Origin of the sequence: Pseudomonas sp. BNK-45, from assembly GCF_047456255.1 — a bacterium.
In the GTDB taxonomy this organism is placed as follows: domain Bacteria; phylum Pseudomonadota; class Gammaproteobacteria; order Pseudomonadales; family Pseudomonadaceae; genus Aquipseudomonas.
This window is the reverse complement of sequence record NZ_CP179909.1, coordinates 4959000-4976269: the sequence shown is the minus strand read 5'-3', so window position 1 is coordinate 4976269 and position 17270 is coordinate 4959000. Positions and strand designations below refer to the sequence as shown.

Annotated in this window: 17 protein-coding genes and 1 pseudogene; 8 read left to right on the top strand and 10 right to left on the bottom strand. The window is 64.5% G+C overall.

Annotation, left to right across the window (positions count from 1 at the left end):
- The first annotated feature begins 66 nt into the window (after positions 1-66).
- Positions 67-1014 carry a LysR family transcriptional regulator gene (locus ACMGG8_RS22315; protein WP_060838779.1) on the top strand — a complete coding sequence of 316 codons (948 nt, stop codon included), beginning with the start codon at positions 67-69 and terminating at the stop codon, positions 1012-1014.
- Here the strand turns inward: ACMGG8_RS22315 and ACMGG8_RS22310 are convergent.
- Genes ACMGG8_RS22310 through ACMGG8_RS22300 form a run of 3 tightly spaced genes read right to left on the bottom strand, consistent with a single transcriptional unit; the run spans position 966 to position 2735 of the window.
- Positions 966-1472: an NUDIX hydrolase gene (locus ACMGG8_RS22310; RefSeq protein ID WP_060843260.1), complete on the bottom strand. Its 507-nt coding sequence runs from the start codon at positions 1470-1472 to the stop codon at positions 966-968. The two genes, ACMGG8_RS22315 and ACMGG8_RS22310, sit on opposite strands and share 49 nt — an antisense overlap.
- 8 nt (positions 1473-1480) lie before the next feature.
- Positions 1481-2188 carry an NUDIX hydrolase gene (locus tag ACMGG8_RS22305; RefSeq protein ID WP_414158430.1) on the bottom strand — a complete coding sequence of 236 codons (708 nt, stop codon included), beginning with the start codon at positions 2186-2188 and terminating at the stop codon, positions 1481-1483.
- Position 2189: 1 nt separating this feature from the next.
- Positions 2190-2735 carry an adenylyltransferase/cytidyltransferase family protein gene (locus ACMGG8_RS22300; RefSeq protein WP_060843262.1) on the bottom strand — a complete coding sequence of 182 codons (546 nt, stop codon included), beginning with the start codon at positions 2733-2735 and terminating at the stop codon, positions 2190-2192.
- Positions 2736-2917: 182 nt separating this feature from the next.
- Here ACMGG8_RS22300 and ACMGG8_RS22295 point away from each other — a divergent pair, with 182 nt between their 5' ends.
- From ACMGG8_RS22295 to nadE, 3 genes are read left to right on the top strand one after another with little or no spacing between them, the layout of a single operon-like run.
- Complete coding sequence (locus ACMGG8_RS22295; RefSeq protein ID WP_060838783.1) at positions 2918-3565, top strand: nicotinamidase; 648 nt, start codon at positions 2918-2920, stop codon at positions 3563-3565.
- 9 nt (positions 3566-3574) lie between these two features.
- On the top strand, positions 3575-4804 hold the full coding sequence (gene pncB, locus ACMGG8_RS22290) for a nicotinate phosphoribosyltransferase (protein ID WP_060838784.1): 1230 nt from the start codon (positions 3575-3577) through the stop codon (positions 4802-4804).
- A gap of 1 nt (position 4805) precedes the next feature.
- Positions 4806-5633, top strand: coding sequence for an ammonia-dependent NAD(+) synthetase (gene nadE, locus ACMGG8_RS22285; protein WP_414158429.1), 828 nt, complete (start codon positions 4806-4808; stop codon positions 5631-5633).
- A gap of 104 nt (positions 5634-5737) precedes the next feature.
- On the opposite strand, the gene ACMGG8_RS22280 is transcribed toward nadE, so the two are convergent.
- The 6 genes and pseudogenes from ACMGG8_RS22280 to ACMGG8_RS22255 form a co-directional block, all read right to left on the bottom strand.
- Positions 5738-6205: a hypothetical protein gene (locus ACMGG8_RS22280; protein WP_414158428.1), complete on the bottom strand. Its 468-nt coding sequence runs from the start codon at positions 6203-6205 to the stop codon at positions 5738-5740.
- Positions 6206-6275: 70 nt separating this feature from the next.
- Positions 6276-6677 (bottom strand): annotated as a pseudogene (locus ACMGG8_RS22275) (GFA family protein); the annotation flags it as partial.
- Positions 6678-6935: 258 nt separating this feature from the next.
- Positions 6936-8249: an NAD(P)/FAD-dependent oxidoreductase gene (locus tag ACMGG8_RS22270; protein WP_414158427.1), complete on the bottom strand. Its 1314-nt coding sequence runs from the start codon at positions 8247-8249 to the stop codon at positions 6936-6938.
- Positions 8250-8384: 135 nt separating this feature from the next.
- Positions 8385-9749 carry a glutamine synthetase family protein gene (locus ACMGG8_RS22265; RefSeq protein ID WP_414158426.1) on the bottom strand — a complete coding sequence of 455 codons (1365 nt, stop codon included), beginning with the start codon at positions 9747-9749 and terminating at the stop codon, positions 8385-8387.
- Between the two features lie 630 nt (positions 9750-10379).
- The gene (locus tag ACMGG8_RS22260) at positions 10380-11039 is read right to left on the bottom strand and encodes a methyltransferase family protein (RefSeq protein ID WP_414158425.1); all 660 of its coding nucleotides are present in this window, start codon (positions 11037-11039) and stop codon (positions 10380-10382) included.
- Between the two features lie 81 nt (positions 11040-11120).
- Positions 11121-12017, bottom strand: coding sequence for a LysR substrate-binding domain-containing protein (locus tag ACMGG8_RS22255; protein ID WP_414158424.1), 897 nt, complete (start codon positions 12015-12017; stop codon positions 11121-11123).
- 161 nt (positions 12018-12178) lie between these two features.
- Here ACMGG8_RS22255 and ACMGG8_RS22250 point away from each other — a divergent pair, with 161 nt between their 5' ends.
- The 4 genes from ACMGG8_RS22250 to ACMGG8_RS22235 all read left to right on the top strand — a co-directional run bounded on the left by ACMGG8_RS22250 (position 12179) and on the right by ACMGG8_RS22235 (position 16271).
- Entirely contained in the window at positions 12179-12820 is a 642-nt protein-coding gene (locus tag ACMGG8_RS22250) for a hydrolase (protein ID WP_060838793.1), read from the top strand.
- A gap of 90 nt (positions 12821-12910) precedes the next feature.
- Entirely contained in the window at positions 12911-13738 is an 828-nt protein-coding gene (locus tag ACMGG8_RS22245; protein ID WP_060838794.1) for an alpha/beta fold hydrolase, read from the top strand.
- 72 nt (positions 13739-13810) lie between these two features.
- Complete coding sequence (locus ACMGG8_RS22240) at positions 13811-14389, top strand: antibiotic biosynthesis monooxygenase (RefSeq protein ID WP_060838795.1); 579 nt, start codon at positions 13811-13813, stop codon at positions 14387-14389.
- Between the two features lie 31 nt (positions 14390-14420).
- Positions 14421-16271, top strand: coding sequence for an amidohydrolase (locus ACMGG8_RS22235; protein ID WP_414158423.1), 1851 nt, complete (start codon positions 14421-14423; stop codon positions 16269-16271).
- Between the two features lie 158 nt (positions 16272-16429).
- Here ACMGG8_RS22235 and ACMGG8_RS22230 read toward each other — a convergent pair whose 3' ends face one another.
- Positions 16430-16759 (bottom strand): hypothetical protein, encoded by a 330-nt coding sequence (locus tag ACMGG8_RS22230; protein WP_041117563.1) that lies wholly within the window; start codon positions 16757-16759, stop codon positions 16430-16432.
- Between the last annotated feature and the right edge of the window lie 511 nt (positions 16760-17270).

The following is a 17270-nucleotide window of genomic DNA, read 5'->3' as shown; positions in this document are numbered from 1 at the left end:
TATCGTTAGTCACTCAGGCTAGATAAACTCGGCAATTCTTTAATCATCTTGAAGTCAGGGTTGATAATGGATCTGTTCCAGGCGATGTCGGTGTACGTCAAGGTGGTGGAGGCGGGGAACATGACCGCTGCGGCCCGTGAGTGCGGTTTGTCCACCACCATGGTCGGCAATCATCTGCGGGCTTTGGAGCAGCGCCTTGGGGTGCGCCTGCTCAACCGCACCACGCGACGCCAGCGCCTGACCGAGTTCGGCACTGATTACTACCAGCGCTGTCTGGCGGTGCTGGGGTTGGTGGCGGACTCCGAGCGCCTGGCGGAGCAGGCCCAGGGCGAGCCTTCCGGGACCTTGCGCATCACCGCGCCGCTGACCTTTGGCACCGAGCGCCTGGCGCCGGCCTTGAGCGAGTTCCAGCAGCGCTGCCCGCAGGTCAAGGTGGAACTGACCCTGGCCAACCAGCGCTTCGATCTGAGTGATGGCGCTTTTGACGTGGCCGTGCGCCTGGGCAACCTGGACACCTCGGCGCTGATCGCCCGGCGGCTGCAGGATTACACCCTGACCATCTGCGCCGCGCCGGAGTACCTGGAGCGCTGCGGCACCCCGCAAGTCCCGGAAGACCTGCAGCATCACAACTGCCTGGCGTTCGCCTACCCGGCCGGTGACGAGTGGAGTTCCACCGCCACCCGCTGGCCCTTGCGCGGGCCCGAGGGCGATGTGCTGATTCCGGTGTCCGGCTCGTTGCTGACCAATACCTCGTCCGGCCTGCACCGCGCGGCCCGGGGCGGCCTGGGGCTGGTGATGATGCCCGACGCGCTGGTGGAGGAGGACCTGCAGCAGGGGCGGCTGGTGCCGGTGCTGCAGGACTATCAGTTGCCGTTTCGGACCATGCACCTGTTGTATGCCCAGGACCGCTACCGCCTGCCCAAGCTGCGCAGCTTCGTCGATTTCGCCCTGGAAAAATGGGGGCGTCAGGCCGATTCGGCGGCCAGCAGCATCATCGCTGCGGACAAGGTATGAGCGTCGGTGATCCGGCCGGCGGCGATCATGGCCAGCAGCTCCTGGCGGCTGACCCACAGCACATGGTCCACCTCGCCGTCGGTGGCGGCGCTCTGCTGCTCGGTGACCTGTACCTGACACACCGCCACCGCGCTGGCGATCAGTGAGGTATTGCTGTGCAGCAAGCCCAGCTGGCGCACGGACGAAGCCTGCCGGCCGGTTTCTTCCAGCAGCTCCCGGACCGCGGCGTCACAGGCGCTTTCCCCGGCATCGATGGCGCCCCGGGGAAACTCGATGGACTGGCCGCCAATGGCCCGGCGCTTGAGCTCGACCAGCATCAGCCGGCCATCGGCCAGGGTCGGCACGGCCACCACGCCGTTGACCGCCTGGGCTTCCTTGATGATGAAGTAGCCGTTTTCGCGGACCACCTTGAAGTAGGGGGTTTGCAGCAGGCATTGGTTGTCGGGGGTGGAACTCATGGGCGCTATTACTCCAGGAAACAACGATCGAACAGGTACAGCTCGGTGGGCTTGAGGCTTTCCACCGTGGCTTGCGGGCGGCCGCCATCGCCGCTTTTCTTGCGCCCGGTTTCCTGCAGGTAACCGGCTTCGCTCATCTTAAGCAGGCGCTGGCGGATGCTGGTCTTGAGCACCGGCCGTTGCAGCACCCGGGAGAAGATGCTCACCGCCTCGGGGGCGCTGAACTCCTGGCCGAGAAACATCAGCGGCAGGCTGCTGTACAGGGACTTGGAAAACAGCCGCTCCCTGGTCTGGGCCACCAGGCTGTTGTGGTCAAACGGCAGTTTGAAGGCGCCGCTGGCCACCTCGCCGAGGGCGAAGAAACCCTGCTGCGGGCCTGGCTGCACCGGGTCGCTGACGATCCCCAGGTAGAAGGTCGAGGACGACCAGCAGCGCGGGTCGCGGAAGGCGTCGCCGACGGTGCCCACCTGTTCCAGCCAGGCCAGGGGCATGTCGACCTTGCTCGAACGGCGCAGGCGTTCCACTGCGTCATTCAGGCTGCGGTCCTCGACATCGCCGTTGACCACGATGCCCGGCAGCGCCCAGTGTCCGGCAAATGGCTCGCTGTCCCGCTGGTGAAGGAGGATTTCCAGCTCGCAGCGCTCGCGGTTGTAGCGCAACAGGCACAGGTCGATGGTGTGCAGGTAGGCGCTGGGGAGGGTGGTGCGGTCTTGCATATCAACTTCCGTGGACGGCGTAGAGGCCGTAGTTTAGCGGATTCAGGCCCGGTGCCAGCCACTGCTTGGGCGGTGTTTCGCCCCGGGCCAGGCACTGGCGCAACACGCTGCTGCGCACTCCGGGCTGTTCCTCGATGCAGAGGATGGAAAAGCGTTGCAGCAATTCTTCGCCGCGATGGAACCTGGGCAACTGCCGCGCCACGTCTTCACCCACCACCAGGGCGATGCGCTTGCCATCCAGGGCCAGGTCGTCGGCCAGGCGTTGCAGCAGGGTGAAGCTGTAGACCGGACCCGGGTCGGCCAGGGCCAGCTGGCGCTCCAGGCGGCTGACCGCCAGCTCGGCCTGGCACTCGGGCTGCAAGTGCGTGGTGATCGCTTGCAACCAGTTGGCCCGTTGCTCGAAATCGGCCATGCGCTTGCCATCCGGGTGGCGGAAGCTCGGGACTACCAGGACCCGGCGGGCATGGCGCGCGGCTTCGAGCATCACCTGGGCGTGTCCGGCGTGGGGCGGGTTGAAGGCGCCGCCATAGAGGGCCAGTTCAAACATCTGTTTTTCCTCGTTTGGTACATGACATGTACCTTAGCATCGCTTTTGCCTGTGGAACATCTTCTTTTTCAGCTGGCTTTATCAGTGCTTTTTAACAGAGGGATAAAAATAAAATGTGTTGGGGGCTTGTTATGAAAGTACATGACATGTACTTTGTGCTCCATGCAGAGGAGAGACCCAGCATGAACAGCCAAACGATGAAGACCGCTTCCTTCGATGTCGATGCGCAAAAGAGCTTCACCCCGCTGTGCCCGGACGAGCTGCCCGTGGCCGAAGGCGACCGCATCGGTGGCGAACTGAATTTCATGGCGACCCTGGCCAGCCTGCGCATTGGCAGCAAGGATGCCCACAGCCCCCAGGCGCCCTGGGTGGTGGCCGGGCATCAACAGATGCTTCAGCCCACCGGCCTGGAACATGCCGACCTGACCTGGGTCAGTCACTGCGTGCCGGGCACCGCAGGCTTCACCCTGCTGGATGAATTGCCCACGCCCTATGACTACGACTACTTCGTGTGGAAGGGCGTGGAGCCGGACCTGCACCCCTACGGTGCCTGCTACCACGACCTGCACGGCAAGCTGTCCACCGGGGTCATCGAGTACCTCAACAGCCAGGGCGTGCAACAGGTCATCGTCGGCGGTCTGGCCCTGGATTTCTGCGTCAAGACCACCGCGCTGCAGCTGGCCGCCGCCGGCTTCAGGGTGATCATCCACCTGCCGGCGTGCCGGGCCATCAGCGCCGAGGGCGCCACCCGGGCCATCGCCGACATGCAACAAGCGGGCATCACGGTTGCCGCGACCCGCGAAGAAACCGCCAGACTGGCCAAGGCTTGAGGAGTCATCATGGAAAGTGCATTCGACCGTAACAACGGCGTGATTCAGAGCCTGCTGGACACCGACTACTACACCTTCACCATGATGCAGGCGGTGCTGCACCAGCACCCCAATGTCGACGTGGAATACCAGTTCATCGTGCGCTCCAAAGAGTCCCTGGTGCACCTGATCCCCGAGATACGCCAGGAGCTGGAAAAGCTCGCCGGCCTGCAGATGCGCGAAGGCGAACAGCGCTTTCTGTTCAACAAGCGCTTCCGCGAATACCTGACCCCGGATTTCGAGCAGTTTCTCGGCCTGTTCCGCTTCAACCTGCGCTACATCCACGTGGCCGCCGTCGATGGCCAGCTGAGCATCCGCGTCCGTGGCCCGATGCTGCACTGCATCATGTTCGAACAGCCGGTACTGGCCATGGTCAGCGAGCTGCGCAACCGCGATAAATACCCCGAGGTGGAGCTGGAGGACGTCACCCGCCGGCTCTACCAGAAGTTCGAATGGCTGGAGAAAAACGCCAGCCGCGACGAACTCGCCGAGTTCCGCGTCTCGGATTTCTCCACCCGCCGGCGCCTGTCGTTCAAGGCCCAGCGCGAAGTGGTGAAGATCATGCGCAGCGACTTTCCCGGGGTCTTCGTCGGCACCAGCAATGCCCACCTGGCCTATGAGTTCGACCTGCCGCTGATCGGCACCATGGCCCACCAGTGGCTGATGGTGCACCAGCAACTGGGACGGCTGCGGGAGAGCCAGAATGCGGCCCTGGAGAATTGGGTGCACGAGTACCGCGGGCGCCTGGGCATCGCCTTGACCGACTGCATCAGCACCGACTTCTTCCTCAAGGATTTCGACCTGTACTTCGCCAAGCTCTACGACGGCCTGCGCCAGGATTCCGGGGATCCGCTGCTCTGGGCCGACAAGGTCCTGGCCCGCTACCGCGAACTGGGCATCGACCCACGGACCAAGGACCTGATGTTCTCCGATGGCCTGAACTTCGAGAAATGCCTGCCGATCCTGCGCCACGTGCGCGGACAGGCCCGGTTCGGTTTCGGCATGGGCACCAGCCTGGCTTGCGACGTCGAAGGCGTCGAGCCGCTGAGCATCGTGATGAAGCTGGTGCGGGTGCATGGCGAGCCGGTGGTGAAGTTCTCCGACGACCCGATCAAGAACGTCTGCGAAGACCCGTCGTTCCTGCGCTACGCGGCCCAGGTGTTCAACGTCGATCTTGCCCACTCGCCCCTGGAGGCCTGACATGAGCAACCCAACCCAAGAACGTATCGCCCGGGAACTGGGCGTCGACCGGCAACTGGTGCGCGGTGGCGAGGCCGCCGAGATCGCCCGGCGCGTGGACTTTATCCAGCAGGTGCTGCGCGAGTCCGGGTGCGGCACCCTGGTGCTGGGCATCAGCGGCGGGGTCGACTCCCTGACCGCCGGCCGCCTGTGCCAACTGGCGGTGGAGCAACTGCGCGGGGCAGGGCATGAGGCCCGCTTCATCGCCATGCGCCTGCCCTACAAGAACCAGGCGGACGAAAACGATGCCCAGGCGTCCCTGGACTTCATCGGCGCCGATGCCGTCAGTACCTGCAACATTGCCGACAGCGTCGACGGCCTGATGAGCCAGGTGCGGATCGACGGCTTGCAGCCTTCAGCGGCCCTCACGGACTTTGCCAAGGGCAACGTCAAGGCCCGGGCGCGGATGATCGCGCAGTATGCCGTGGCCAACTTCAGCAATGGCCTGGTGGTGGGCACCGACCACGCTGCCGAGGCCCTGATGGGCTTCTTCACCAAGTACGGCGACGGCGCCTGCGACCTGGCCCCGTTGTCGGGCCTGACCAAGACCCAGGTGCGGCTGCTGGCCGATGCCCTCGGCGCGCCAGGCCATCTGGTGCACAAGGCGCCCACCGCGGACCTGGAGGAACTGGCCCCGGGCAAGCTGGACGAAACGGCTTACGGTTGCAGCTACGAAGAAATCGATGCCTACCTGATGGGCCAAGCGGTGCCCGATAGCGTGCGCCAACTGATTGAAAGCGCCTACCGGCGCACCGCTCACAAACGCGCCTTGCCCCGCAGTCCCGCCTGAGCCGACGCCTTCGCCGGCAAGCCGGCTCCTACTCCATCACCCCCGGCCGTAGGAGCTGGCTTGCCAGCGAACAACCGCGCCAGCCAAGCGCGGCCACCCGCCCTTCAATCCGGCCATTTCCTCAAGCTCGCCCGGCATTCTTCAATCAGATCGGGCATATGCTCGCGCACGTCCTGCCAACCCAGCATGCCCAGCAGCTCACGCGCTTCCTGGCGCAGGGGCAGCCATTGCGGGTGTTTGAAGCCGTTGTCCTCCAGCGTTACCCCGTAGGCCTCTCGGCACAGCGCTTCACAGCCGCTCAACAGGGCTTGCAGGCGCGGGTGCAGAGTGGGTGCCAGGTACGCCGGAAAGTGCTTCACGAAGCCCTCGAGATAATCCAGGTGGTTGGACCACAGGCCACACTCGGCGCAGCAGCCGACCTCCGTGCGTTGGCGGTCGGCCTCCGAGGCCAGGAACTCCAGGGCCGGGCCCAGCTCTCCCAGCAGGATGATCTTTCGGTACTCGTCCTGGCCGTACCAGGTCCAGACGTTCGAGGCGAGGGGGCTGTCACGGTGCAGGGGTGTTTCACTCATGCGATGGGCCTTTGTATTGGGTTGGCGCAGCGCTATCCCGAGCCTGTTCAGCTTCTGGAGCAACGGGTTGTTGCCCGGCGTTGAGCGGCGGTTGCGACGTAGGCTGCCAGCCGTCTGGCCAGCGATCGCTGAACGAATGGTGGGTTGGCATCAGGGCCGGGTCGCGGTTGTCGTCGAAGCAGCCCAGCAGCAGGGCAAGGGTCGGCTCGTCATCGACAGCCCCCAGGGTGCTGCCGCATTCCCGGCAAAAGGTCCGGCTCGAATAGTCCGACGACCTGAAGGTCGCCGGTGCGCCGCCGGGGCCGGTCCAGGTCACCCGTTCCCGGGGGAACTCGACCCAGGCCAGGGTCAAGGCACCGCTGTGGCGCTGGCACAGTTGGCACGAGCAGGTGTGGGGATTGGCGGCCGGTCCGTGGGCCTCGAAGCGGATCTGCCCGCACAGGCAGCCGCCCTGGTAGATCGTTTCGCTCATGTGCTTTCCCTGAGTGGGTGCGGGTGTCGGCGCGAATCTAGCATGCTGGAGGAATGTTTGAAGCTCAGGAGCGGCTGGTTTTCCGTGAGGATGTCTGCAGCCGCGGGAGGAGGTTGCCCACGACGTTGCAGTCGACGCCAACAGGCAGGCCTGACTGTCCGGGTAGTCGGCCAGTCAGGCCTGGCATCTTGTTGCACCGGTAGGCCGCCCGAGTCGTCCCCGGGCCGCGTCAGCGGTGACAGGAGGGGGAGCGGACCCTCAGCGCAGTTTCTCCAGCATCTGGTAGTACCACATGCCCGCCGCGAGCATCGGGTTGCCCAACTGGTCGCCGAAGGGCACGCGGATGTGTTGGCAGGCGGCGAAGGTGTCGTAGTGGCCGAGGTGGCCGGTCAGGGCTTCGGCCATGATCTCGCCCATGATGTGGCTGGTGGCCACGCCATGCCCGGAGTAGCCCTGGCAGTACCAGACGTTGTCCGAAAGCTTGCCCAACTGGGGGATGCGGTTGATCACGATGCCCATGGCGCAGCTCCACTGGAAGTCGATGCCCACGCCCTTGAGCGCCGGGAAGGTGCGTTCGATGCACGGGCGCAGTTCGCCGGCGATGTCCCGCGAGTCCTTGCCGCTGTAGTTGGCGCCGCCGCCGAACAGCAGGCGGCCATCGGCGGTCATGCGGTAGTAGTCGAGCACGAAGCGGCAGTCGTAGACCGCCAGGTCCTCCGGGTTCAGGCGCTTGGCCAGGTCGCCCAACGGCTCGGTGGTGACGATGCCGCCCATGGCCGGGAAGATCTTGCCCTTGAGTTTTTTCGGCTCCAGCTTGTGGTAGACGTCGCCGGCCAGCAGCACCTGCTTGGCGTCGATGCGACCCTGGGCGGTGATGACTGCCGGGCGCTCACCGTGGACGATTTCCAGCACCTGGCTGTGTTCGAAGATCAGCGCTCCCAGGCTTTCGGCAGCCCGGGCTTCGCCGAGGCACAGGTTCAGCGGGTGCAGGTGCAGGTTGCGGGTGTTCTTGATCGCGCCGTGATAGAGGTCGCTTTCCAGCAGTCCGCGGACCTGGGCCCGGTCCAGCAGGCTGACTTCGTCGCCCATGCCGCGGCGCAGCGCTTCTTCGTAGTCGGCGCGCAGCCCCGGCAGGTGGCTGGGCTTGTAGGCGGCGTGCAGATGACCGTGCTTGAGGTCGCAGGCGATGGCGTACTTTTGCACCCGCTGCTGGATGATCCGGTGCCCGCGCCAGCGCAGGTTCCAGATGAAGTCGTCGACTTCCTTGCCGAGGCTGCGGCCCATCTGCTTGCGCATGGCCTCGTCGCCGGAAAGGCTGCCGGTGACCTGTCCGCCGTTGCGCCCACTGGCGCCCCAGCCGATCTTGTGGCTTTCGACGATGGCCACCTTGAGGCCTCGTTCGGCCAGTTCCACCGCGCTGGCGACGCCGGTGAAGCCGCCGCCGATGATCACCACATCCGCTTGATGGGTGCCTTGCAGGGTCGGGTAGTGAGTTTCCTGGTTCAGGGTGGCGCTGTAGTAGCTGGGGCAGCGCTCGGCTGCCGGGGTCCGCGGGTCGAAGGCGGCGTTCATGGGCAATTCCTCGTAGACAATCAACCGGGTGGCCTGGCGGCGACCGGGAGGGGTAGGGGGCGGTGATCTGGCGGGCCCGGCTCAGGTTCGGCAAGGCCGCCTGCCTGGCCAGGCGCGCAGATCGTCACTGGGGGCTCAGGCCTGGGTCAGGTACCAGCGCCAGTCCTGTTCGCCGACTTCGGCCATGAACTGGCGGTATTCGGCGCGCTTGACCGCCAGGTACACCCCGAGGAACTCACTGCCCAGGGCATCTCGGGCCCAGGCCGATTGCTCCAGGGCGGTCAGCGAGGTCAGCCAGTCGGTGGGCAGCAACTCGGTGGCCTGGGCATAGCCGTTGCCCTCTACCGGATCGCCCGGATCGAGGTGTTCCCGCAGGCCGCGATGCACCCCGGCGAGAATCGCCGCTGCCGCGAGATAGGGGTTGGCGTCGGCACCGCAGATGCGGTGTTCGATGTGCCGGCTGTTGGCCGGGCCGCCGGGCACCCGCAGGCTCACGGTGCGGTTGTCGACGCCCCAGGTGGGGGCCAGGGGCGCGTAGCTGTTGGCCTGGAAGCGCCGGTAGGAGTTGGCGTTGGGGCAGAACAGCAGCAGGGAGTCGAGCAGGGACGCGAGCATGCCGCCCACGGCCTCACGCAGCAGCGGGGTGCCGGCCGGATTCTCGGAGGCGAACAGGTTGCGGCCCGCCGCATCGGCAATGCTCACGTGCATGTGCATGCCGGTGCCGGCCAGGTGATCGAACGGCTTGGCCATGAAGGTGGCCTGCATCCCGTGCTTGTGGGCCACGGCCTTGACCAGGCGCTTGTAGCGCACGGCCTGGTCCATGGCCTGCAGGGCATCGCCGTGCTCCAGGGTGATTTCCACCTGCCCCGGGGCGTATTCGGAGATCGCCGTGCGCGCTGGTATGCCTTGCAGTTTGCAGGCGGCGTAGAGGTCGGCGAGGAACGGTTCGATCTGCTCCAGCTCGCGCAGGCCATAGACCTGGGTGCTGCGCGGGCGCCCGCCGTCGGCGTCCAGGGCCGGTTGCGGCCGGCCGTTGCCGTCACGCTTGGCGTCCAGCAGGTAGAACTCCAGTTCGCAGGCCATTATCGGGTGGTAACCCTCGGCCTTGAGCCCGTCGATGACCTTGATCAGCAGGTGGCGCGGGTCGGCGATGCTGGCGGGCATGCCCTCTTGCGGGTGCATGCTGACCTGCACCGCGGCAGTGGGGATCTGCCGCCAGGGCAGGCGTACCAGGCTGCCGGCCAGTGGGTAGGCGCGGCAGTCGATATCGCCGACGTCCCACACCAGGCCGGAGTTCTCGACGTCGTCGCCATTGAGGGTCAGACCGAGGATGGTGCTGGGCAGCGGCCGGCCGCTTTCATACACCGCCAGCAGTTCTTCGCGGTGCAGCAGTTTGCCTCGGGGCACGCCGTTGGCGTCGAGGATGAACAGCTCGATCATGTCGATATCGGGGTGGGCGGCCAGGAAGTCACGGGCTTCATCGAGGGCGGCAAATTTCATCGGATTCTCGCTTGCGCCATTGGGGCGCGCAGGTTTTCAGGTCCTGCAACGACGCCGCGCACGGCTCGGTTGCAAGGGCAGAAATCAGTTCTGGGGCGTTACGCGCAGGGGCGCGCGATCAAGCCGCAGGCGAGTGATCCGGAGGACGTGAGGAGTGGCGCAGACGGGAGCGGCACAGGGCCATGGGCAGGTTGACCAGAAGCTTCATGGGCAGGACCTGTCCAGCAAGTACAAGCCGATAACGGCGGCGCGGTCCTCATGAACCTCATGAGGCGTGATAGGGCGTGAGCGGGGCAGCGAGAGCCGAGCGTCGACATCACCACCGCGGCCACAGTGCAGGGGCGCGGGAGCTGATCTGTCGAATCCGTGATACGGGCTCAGGGGGCACATCGCCGGGTGATCTCGCTGTCGAGTTCGTGGTGATTATTCTTGATAGGAACCGGGCACTGGCAGGGCGAATACAGGGTGCCGCAGGCTCAGGGCGGATTAATACTGCAAGAATCCGCCAGCCAATGTAAGGGGGGTAAAGGGCCCAAGGCCCCTGGCGAGCGCCCCTCAACCATGGGCAGAGGCGCGTGCTAGAGCGGTGCGTCCTTGTCGGCAGAAGTGTCTGATTTTTTTTACAGCGCTTCAGTAGACACCGGGCAGCAGGCGCCAGCTACGGGCGCAATAATCTTCATACGCCTGGCCGAAATGCTCCAGCAACAGGGCTTCCTCGGCATGAATCCGCGCGATCAGCGGAATCAGGGTCAGCGCCGCCAGCAGCAGCCCCAGCCCCGAGCGAAACGCCAGGGCCCAGCCCACGGCGTTCACCAGCAAACCCAGGTAACTGGGGTTGCGCAGGTGGCGATAGAGGCCGTCTACCACCAACTGGTGACCGGGCTGGATCGCCACCAAGCCGCTGAAGCGCCGGCCGAGGATGAACACCGGCCACAGGCGCAGCACACCGCCGAGGATGAACAGCAAGGCGCCGAGCCAGCGCAGGCCTTCGCCGCCGAAAGTGCAGAAATCCATGCGGTCGCTGTAAGCCGGGACAAAGCCGCTCAACAGGCCGATCACCCCGAACACCGGCAGCACCCAACGGTTGCCCTGATCTTCCCGCACGCCGCTGCTCAGGTTGACCTCGCTGGACAGCGAAGCGACCACCATCAGCAGGGTGGCGAGGGTGATCAGGGTCAACTGTGGATGGCCGAAGAAGGTGGCGAAACCGCCAATGCCCCAGATCGCCAGGCCCAGGTAGGCGAGGGCGCCGAGAAGGCTGGAGACGGCCAGCCTGGGGGAAATTTTCATGATGAGCTGCGCCAATGCCGGGAACACTCCTCTGAGTGTAGGAGCCCGCTTGCTGCCGAAGGCGCACGTCTGTCAGCTGGTTCAGGCCACGGTTTTTTCCGTCAGGTGCCCCACCAGAAAGTCGATAAACACCCGAGTCTTCTGCGGCACCCGCCGCGCCGAGGGGTAGACCACGTTGATGCTGATGGGCGGCGCCTGCCATTCACACAGCACCGGCACCAGGCGTCCGGCCGCCAGGGCGTCTTCGACGATGAAGTCCGGCAGCAGGGCGATGCCCATGCCGGCCTCGGCGGCCTGGGCCAGCAGGTCGCCGTTGTTGGCGTGCAGCGGCCCGGTGACGTGCACCCGCTGGGTGTCGCTGCCGTTGTTCAATTGCAGGCTGACGCCGCTTTGCAGGTAGCCGTAGTTCAGGCACTGGTGGCTGCTCAGGTCCTTGGGATGGCCGGGCACTCCGGCCCGGGCCAGGTAGCTGGGCGCGGCCACCATGATCCGTGGCGCCGGCGCCAGCTGCCGGGCCACCATCGACGAATCCGGCAGGCTGGCGATGCGCAGGGTGACGTCGAAACCGCCGCGCACCGGATCCACCTGCTGGTCGCTGAGCACCAGCTGCAACTCGATCAGCGGGTGCTGTTCATGGAACAGCGGCACCAGCGGCCCGAGCCGGCGCAGGCCGAAGGACATCGGCGCATTAACCCGCAACACGCCGCGCAGTTCGGCGACGCCGTCCCGGGCCCGTTGTTCGGCCTCGTCCAGGGCCACCAGCACCTCCCGGGCGTTTTCGTAGTACTCGGCGCCGGCTTCGGTCAGGTGCAGGCTGCGGGTGGTGCGCTGCAGCAGTTGCACGCCAATGGCCTCTTCCAGGGCCTGGATCTGTTTGCTGACCTTGGAGCGGGGCACGTCCATGGCTCGGGCGGCGGCGGCAAAGCCATTCTCATCAACGGTGACGACGAAAGCGCGCATGCATTGGATGCGGTCCATGATTGTCCCTTATTTGGAATCAATGATTCCCGATTTTAGGGAATTGTTCCGATTTAGGACAGGGCCTAAATTAGCCACCAAGCCGGACGCAACGGGGCGCAAGCAGCGCCATCAGCCGGTCATGTTCGACCCTCACTCTCTGACTGCAAAAGGAACGCGCCATGTCCATTCGTGAATTGCTCAACCCCGCCAACTCCGCCCTGATCCTCATCGACCACCAGCCGCAGATGGCCTTCGGCGTGCAATCGATCGATCGCCAGACCCTGAAGAACAACACCGTGGCCCTGGCCAAGGCGGCCAAGATCTTCAACGTGCCGAGCATCCTCACCTCGGTGGAAACCGAAAGCTTCAGCGGCTACATCTGGCCGGAACTGCTGGCGGTGTTCCCCGGCCAGCAGCCCATCGAACGCACCTCGATGAACTCCTGGGAAGACCGCAAGCTGGTGGAGGCAGTGAAGGCCACCGGGCGCAAGAAACTGGTGATGGCGGCGCTGTGGACCGAGGTCTGCCTGACCTTCCCGGCCCTGGAAGCCCTGGCCGAAGGTTATGAGGTGTACATCGTCACCGATGCCTCCGGCGGCACCAGCCAGGAAGCCCACGACATGGCCGTGCAGCGGATGATCCAGGCCGGCGCGGTGCCGGTGACCTGGCAACAGGTGCTGCTGGAATACCAGCGCGACTGGGCGCACAAGGACACCTACGACGCGGTAATGGGCCTGGTGCTGGAGCACAGCGGCGCCTACGGCATGGGCGTGGACTACGCCTACAGCATGGTGCACAAGGCCCCGCAACGTCAGCTGTAGGAGCCGGCTTGCCGGAGAAAAGGCCAGGACCTGATGTACCGGATGCCGTCGGTGTCCGGTGTTGATCTCTCGAACATAAGGACATTTGACATGAGCACCTTCATCACTCGCGACGGCACCGAACTCTATTACAAGGACTGGGGCAGCGGTCAGCCCGTGGTCTTCAGCCACGGCTGGCCCCTGAGCGCCGACAGCTGGGAGTCGCAGATGCTGTTCCTGGCCGAGCATGGCTACCGCGTCATCGCCCACGACCGGCGCGGCCATGGACGCTCCAGCCAGCCCTGGGACGGCAATGACATGGACACCTACGCCGACGACCTGGCGCAGTTGATCGAGCATCTGGACCTGCAGGACGCGGTGCTCCTGGGGTTCTCCACCGGCGGTGGCGAAGTGGCGCGTTACATCGGCCGCCATGGCACCGGGCGCCTGGCCAAGGCCGGGCTGATCTCGGCGGTGCCGCCGCTGATGCTCAAGACCGCAACCAACCCAGGGGGCCTGCCGCTGGAGGTGTTCGACGGCATCCGCGCCGGCGCCGTGGCCGACCGTTCGCAGCTGTACAAGGACATTGCCAGTGGCCCGTTCTTCGGCTTCAACCGTCCGGGGGCCAAGGTGTCCCAGGGCATGATCGACAGCTTCTGGCTGCAGGGCATGCAGGCCGGGCACAAGAATGCCTATGACTGCATCAAGGCGTTCTCCGAAACCGACTTCACCGAAGACCTGAAGCGCTTCGATATCCCGACCCTGGTGGTGCATGGCGACGATGATCAGATCGTACCCATCGACGCTGCGGGCCGGGCGTCGGCCAAGTTGATCGCCAACGCCCGACTGCTGGTCTATCCCGGCGCGCCCCACGGCTTGACCGACACCCACAAGGAGCGTCTCAACCACGATTTGCTGACGTTCATCCAGCAACCTTGAGCTTAACTGTGAAGCGCGGGGGCAGCCGGGCTGCCCCCGATGCCATCTCCTCCCGGACCCTGGAGCCTTCTGATGAACATCGAACTCACCGATGGTGTCGTGACCCTGCTGGTGCGCCACCGGATCAAGCAGGGCCAGGAACAGGCCTATGAAACCTGGCTGCGGCAGATCATCGCCAAGGCCCGCAGCTACCCGGGACACCTGGGCATCGACGTGGTCCGCGGCCACAGCGGCGGTCTCGGGCTGTTCACCAGCGTGCTGCGCTTTGCCAGCACCGAGCAGTTGCAGAACTGGCTGGATTCCGCCGACCGCCGCGAGCTGGTAGAGCAGGCCCAGCACCTGCTGGCCGATGGCGACCAGACCGAAATCAACGCCGATCGCGAATTCTGGTTCACCCCCCAGGACAGCGCGGCGCCAACGCCACCGCCACGCTGGAAGCAGGCCTGCGTGACCTTTCTGGTGATCCTGCCGCTGAGCTTCCTGGTGCCGCAGTTGTGGAAGCCGGTGTTTGCCCTGCTGCCCTGGCTTGGTGGCTATGTGCCGGCCACGGTGCTGATCACCCTGAGCATCGTGCTGCTGGTGGTCTACGTCTTCATGCCCCGGGTCACGCGCCTTTTCCGCCGCTGGCTGCAACCGCGCAGCGCGGCCTGATTCCTTCCCGACCTTCGTTTGGAGCAATGCCATGAAACCCGATGCAATTGCGGATCTGATTCTGTTCAACGGCCGCCTGCACACCGTGGACCGGGCCCGGCCCCGGGCCAGTGCGGTGGCGATCAAGGACGGGCGCTTCATTGCCGTGGGCAATGACGCCCAGGCCATGGCCCTGCGCGGTGCCGGCACCCAGGTCATTGACCTGATGGGGCGCACGGTGATCCCCGGGCTCAACGACTCGCACTTGCACCTGATCCGCGGCGGACTCAACTACAACCTGGAACTGCGCTGGGAGGGCGTGCCGTCCCTGGCCGATGCCCTGCGCCTGCTCAAGGAACAGGCCCTGCGCACCCCGGCGCCGCAGTGGGTACGGGTGGTGGGCGGCTGGAACGAATTCCAGTTCGCCGAGAAGCGCATGCCGACCCTGGAGGAACTGAACCAGGCGGCGCCGGACACCCCGGTATTCGTCCTGCACCTGTATGACCGCGCCTTGCTCAACCGTGCCGCGCTGCGGGTGGTGGGCTACGACCGCAACACGCCGAACCCGCCCGGCGGCGAGATTGTCCGCGATGGCAATGGCAACCCCACCGGCATGCTGATCGCCCGGCCCAACGCGATGATTCTGTATGCGACCCTGGCCAAGGGGCCCAAGCTGCCCCTGGAATATCAGGTCAACTCGACCCGCCAGTTCATGCGCGAGCTCAACCGCCTGGGGGTCACCAGTGCCATCGATGCCGGCGGCGGCTTCCAGAACTACCCGGACGACTATCAGGTGATCAACCAGCTGGCGGCTGAGCAGCAACTGACCGTGCGCATCGCCTACAACCTGTTCACCCAGAAGCCCAAGGAAGAACTGGCCGACTTCAAGCACTGGACGTCCAGTGTCACCTACGGTCAGGGCGACGACTTCCTGCGGCACAACGGGGCAGGGGAGATGCTGGTGTTCTCCGCCGCCGACTTCGAGGACTTCCTTGAACCGCGCCCCGATCTGCCGCAGACCATGGAGCAGGAGCTGGAACCGGTGGTGCGCCACCTGGTGGAGCAGCGCTGGCCGTTTCGCCTGCACGCCACCTACGACGAATCCATCTCGCGGATGCTCGACGTCTTCGAAAAGGTCGACCGCGACATCCCCTTCAACGGCTTGCCGTGGTTCTTCGATCATGCGGAAACCATCAGCGCGAAAAACATCGAGCGGGTACGGGCCTTGGGCGGCGGCATCGCGATCCAGGACCGCATGGCCTTCCAGGGTGAGTACTTCGTCGAACGCTACGGCGCCAAGGCCGCCGAGATGACCCCGCCGATCCAGCGCATGCTCGCCGAAGGCATTCCGGTGGGTGCCGGCACCGACGCCACCCGGGTGTCCAGCTACAACCCCTGGACCTCCTTGTACTGGATGGTCAGCGGTCGCACGGTTGGTGGCCTGGAGCTGTATCCCCAGGGCTTGAGTCGCGACACCGCGCTGGAACTGTATACCCACGGCAGCGCCTGGTTCTCTTCGGAACAGGGCAAGAAAGGCCAGATCAAGGTCGGGCAACTGGCGGACCTGGTGGCCCTGTCGGCGGACTACTTCAGCGTCGAGGAAGAGGCGATCAAGTGGATCGAATCCCTGCTGACCGTGGTGGACGGCAAGGTGGTCCACGCGGCCGGCGACTTCGCCAAACTGGCCCCGCCGAGCCTGCCTGTGACCCCGGACTGGTCGCCGGTGGCCAAGGTGCCGGGGCATTGGAAGCCCAGCGCACCGCTGCAGAACCAGGTGCACCAGTGCAGCGGACCCTGCGCGGTGCATGCCCACGGGCACCATAAGGCGCGTATGTCCAATGTGCCGGTGAGTGACTTCCAGGGGTTCTGGGGGGCGTTTGGGTGTTCGTGTTTTGCGTTCTGACCTGTAGGAGCCGGCTTGCCGGCGATAGGGATCTTCAGGATGCTTTCGCCGGCAAGCCGGCTCCTACACATTGAGTTCAATAAAAAAGGGCGCTCTTTAAGAGCGCCCTTTTTATTGTTGGAACAACTAATTAGTTTTCAGAAAATTAACCGAACTGCTCAACAAAACCGATCAATAACCCGAACTTCCGATTTGTCCCGCAGCGATTGCCATTCGGCTTTCAGGGTCTCCAGTACCCGGCCGATGAAGTCCTTGTCGGCGGCGGCTTTCTTGCCGACGTAGCCCTGGCCGCGGCGGTACATCTTCAGGCGGGCTGCCAGCTCCCGGTTGTTCTGGTCGAACTCTGCTTCATGGCTATGGGGCGACAGGCAGTCGATGTGCACTTGGCCCGACTTGGCAATCCACAGAATGTGGCTGTCGTGGCTGTCTTTCTGTGCGGCGAACATGCGTGCCAATTCATCAATAGTGGGTTGATTATTAAGATTCATTTGTAGCCCCCTTGACCATTTATCGATCTATCTAAGTTGATTCGCTAATTCATCTTGCTACGTCGGTAAGTTGAACCCTGATACCGGAAACAGGGCGACAGAGGGTGTCTGTCGAATACAGATAAGGCCCAGAGCCTGATGCGTGTAGTTGCCTTGATTAACTGCTACGCAATAGCGTCACAACGAAGAGAAGCAGCGTAAACCTGGATGAAGCTGCCGACATTCCCACCATCGGCCACAAGCATCTTGAAGAGTTTTCGCCGGCTTCCGGTCCTTGTACTGGACGATCAATGCCAGGTCAGTTTCATCAATCTGCCTTGTGGGCAGTACACATCCGGGTCACAGCTCGGCGGTCAGACGAGCTTGCTCATAACACCTTTGCCTCGTCCCCCGATCGGGGAGACGTCTGCATCATGCAAGGGCGAAATCTTCGCGTCAACGGTTTTGTAGTGAAAATTTTCAAGCACTACATATTGTCTGACAAAAGCGTCAAAGCCATCATCCAGACACC

Coding starts and splice junctions, on each gene's coding strand:
- ACMGG8_RS22315 (WP_060838779.1), top strand. CDS start 67: ATGGATCTGTTCCAGGCGATGTCGGTGTACGTCAAGGTGGTGGAGGCG.
- ACMGG8_RS22310 (WP_060843260.1), bottom strand. CDS start 1,472: ATGAGTTCCACCCCCGACAACCAATGCCTGCTGCAAACCCCCTACTTC.
- ACMGG8_RS22305 (WP_414158430.1), bottom strand. CDS start 2,188: ATGCAAGACCGCACCACCCTCCCCAGCGCCTACCTGCACACCATCGAC.
- ACMGG8_RS22300 (WP_060843262.1), bottom strand. CDS start 2,735: ATGTTTGAACTGGCCCTCTATGGCGGCGCCTTCAACCCGCCCCACGCC.
- ACMGG8_RS22295 (WP_060838783.1), top strand. CDS start 2,918: ATGAACAGCCAAACGATGAAGACCGCTTCCTTCGATGTCGATGCGCAA.
- pncB (WP_060838784.1), top strand. CDS start 3,575: ATGGAAAGTGCATTCGACCGTAACAACGGCGTGATTCAGAGCCTGCTG.
- nadE (WP_414158429.1), top strand. CDS start 4,806: ATGAGCAACCCAACCCAAGAACGTATCGCCCGGGAACTGGGCGTCGAC.
- ACMGG8_RS22280 (WP_414158428.1), bottom strand. CDS start 6,205: ATGAGTGAAACACCCCTGCACCGTGACAGCCCCCTCGCCTCGAACGTC.
- ACMGG8_RS22270 (WP_414158427.1), bottom strand. CDS start 8,249: ATGAACGCCGCCTTCGACCCGCGGACCCCGGCAGCCGAGCGCTGCCCC.
- ACMGG8_RS22265 (WP_414158426.1), bottom strand. CDS start 9,749: ATGAAATTTGCCGCCCTCGATGAAGCCCGTGACTTCCTGGCCGCCCAC.
- ACMGG8_RS22260 (WP_414158425.1), bottom strand. CDS start 11,039: ATGAAAATTTCCCCCAGGCTGGCCGTCTCCAGCCTTCTCGGCGCCCTC.
- ACMGG8_RS22255 (WP_414158424.1), bottom strand. CDS start 12,017: ATGGACCGCATCCAATGCATGCGCGCTTTCGTCGTCACCGTTGATGAG.
- ACMGG8_RS22250 (WP_060838793.1), top strand. CDS start 12,179: ATGTCCATTCGTGAATTGCTCAACCCCGCCAACTCCGCCCTGATCCTC.
- ACMGG8_RS22245 (WP_060838794.1), top strand. CDS start 12,911: ATGAGCACCTTCATCACTCGCGACGGCACCGAACTCTATTACAAGGAC.
- ACMGG8_RS22240 (WP_060838795.1), top strand. CDS start 13,811: ATGAACATCGAACTCACCGATGGTGTCGTGACCCTGCTGGTGCGCCAC.
- ACMGG8_RS22235 (WP_414158423.1), top strand. CDS start 14,421: ATGAAACCCGATGCAATTGCGGATCTGATTCTGTTCAACGGCCGCCTG.
- ACMGG8_RS22230 (WP_041117563.1), bottom strand. CDS start 16,759: ATGAATCTTAATAATCAACCCACTATTGATGAATTGGCACGCATGTTC.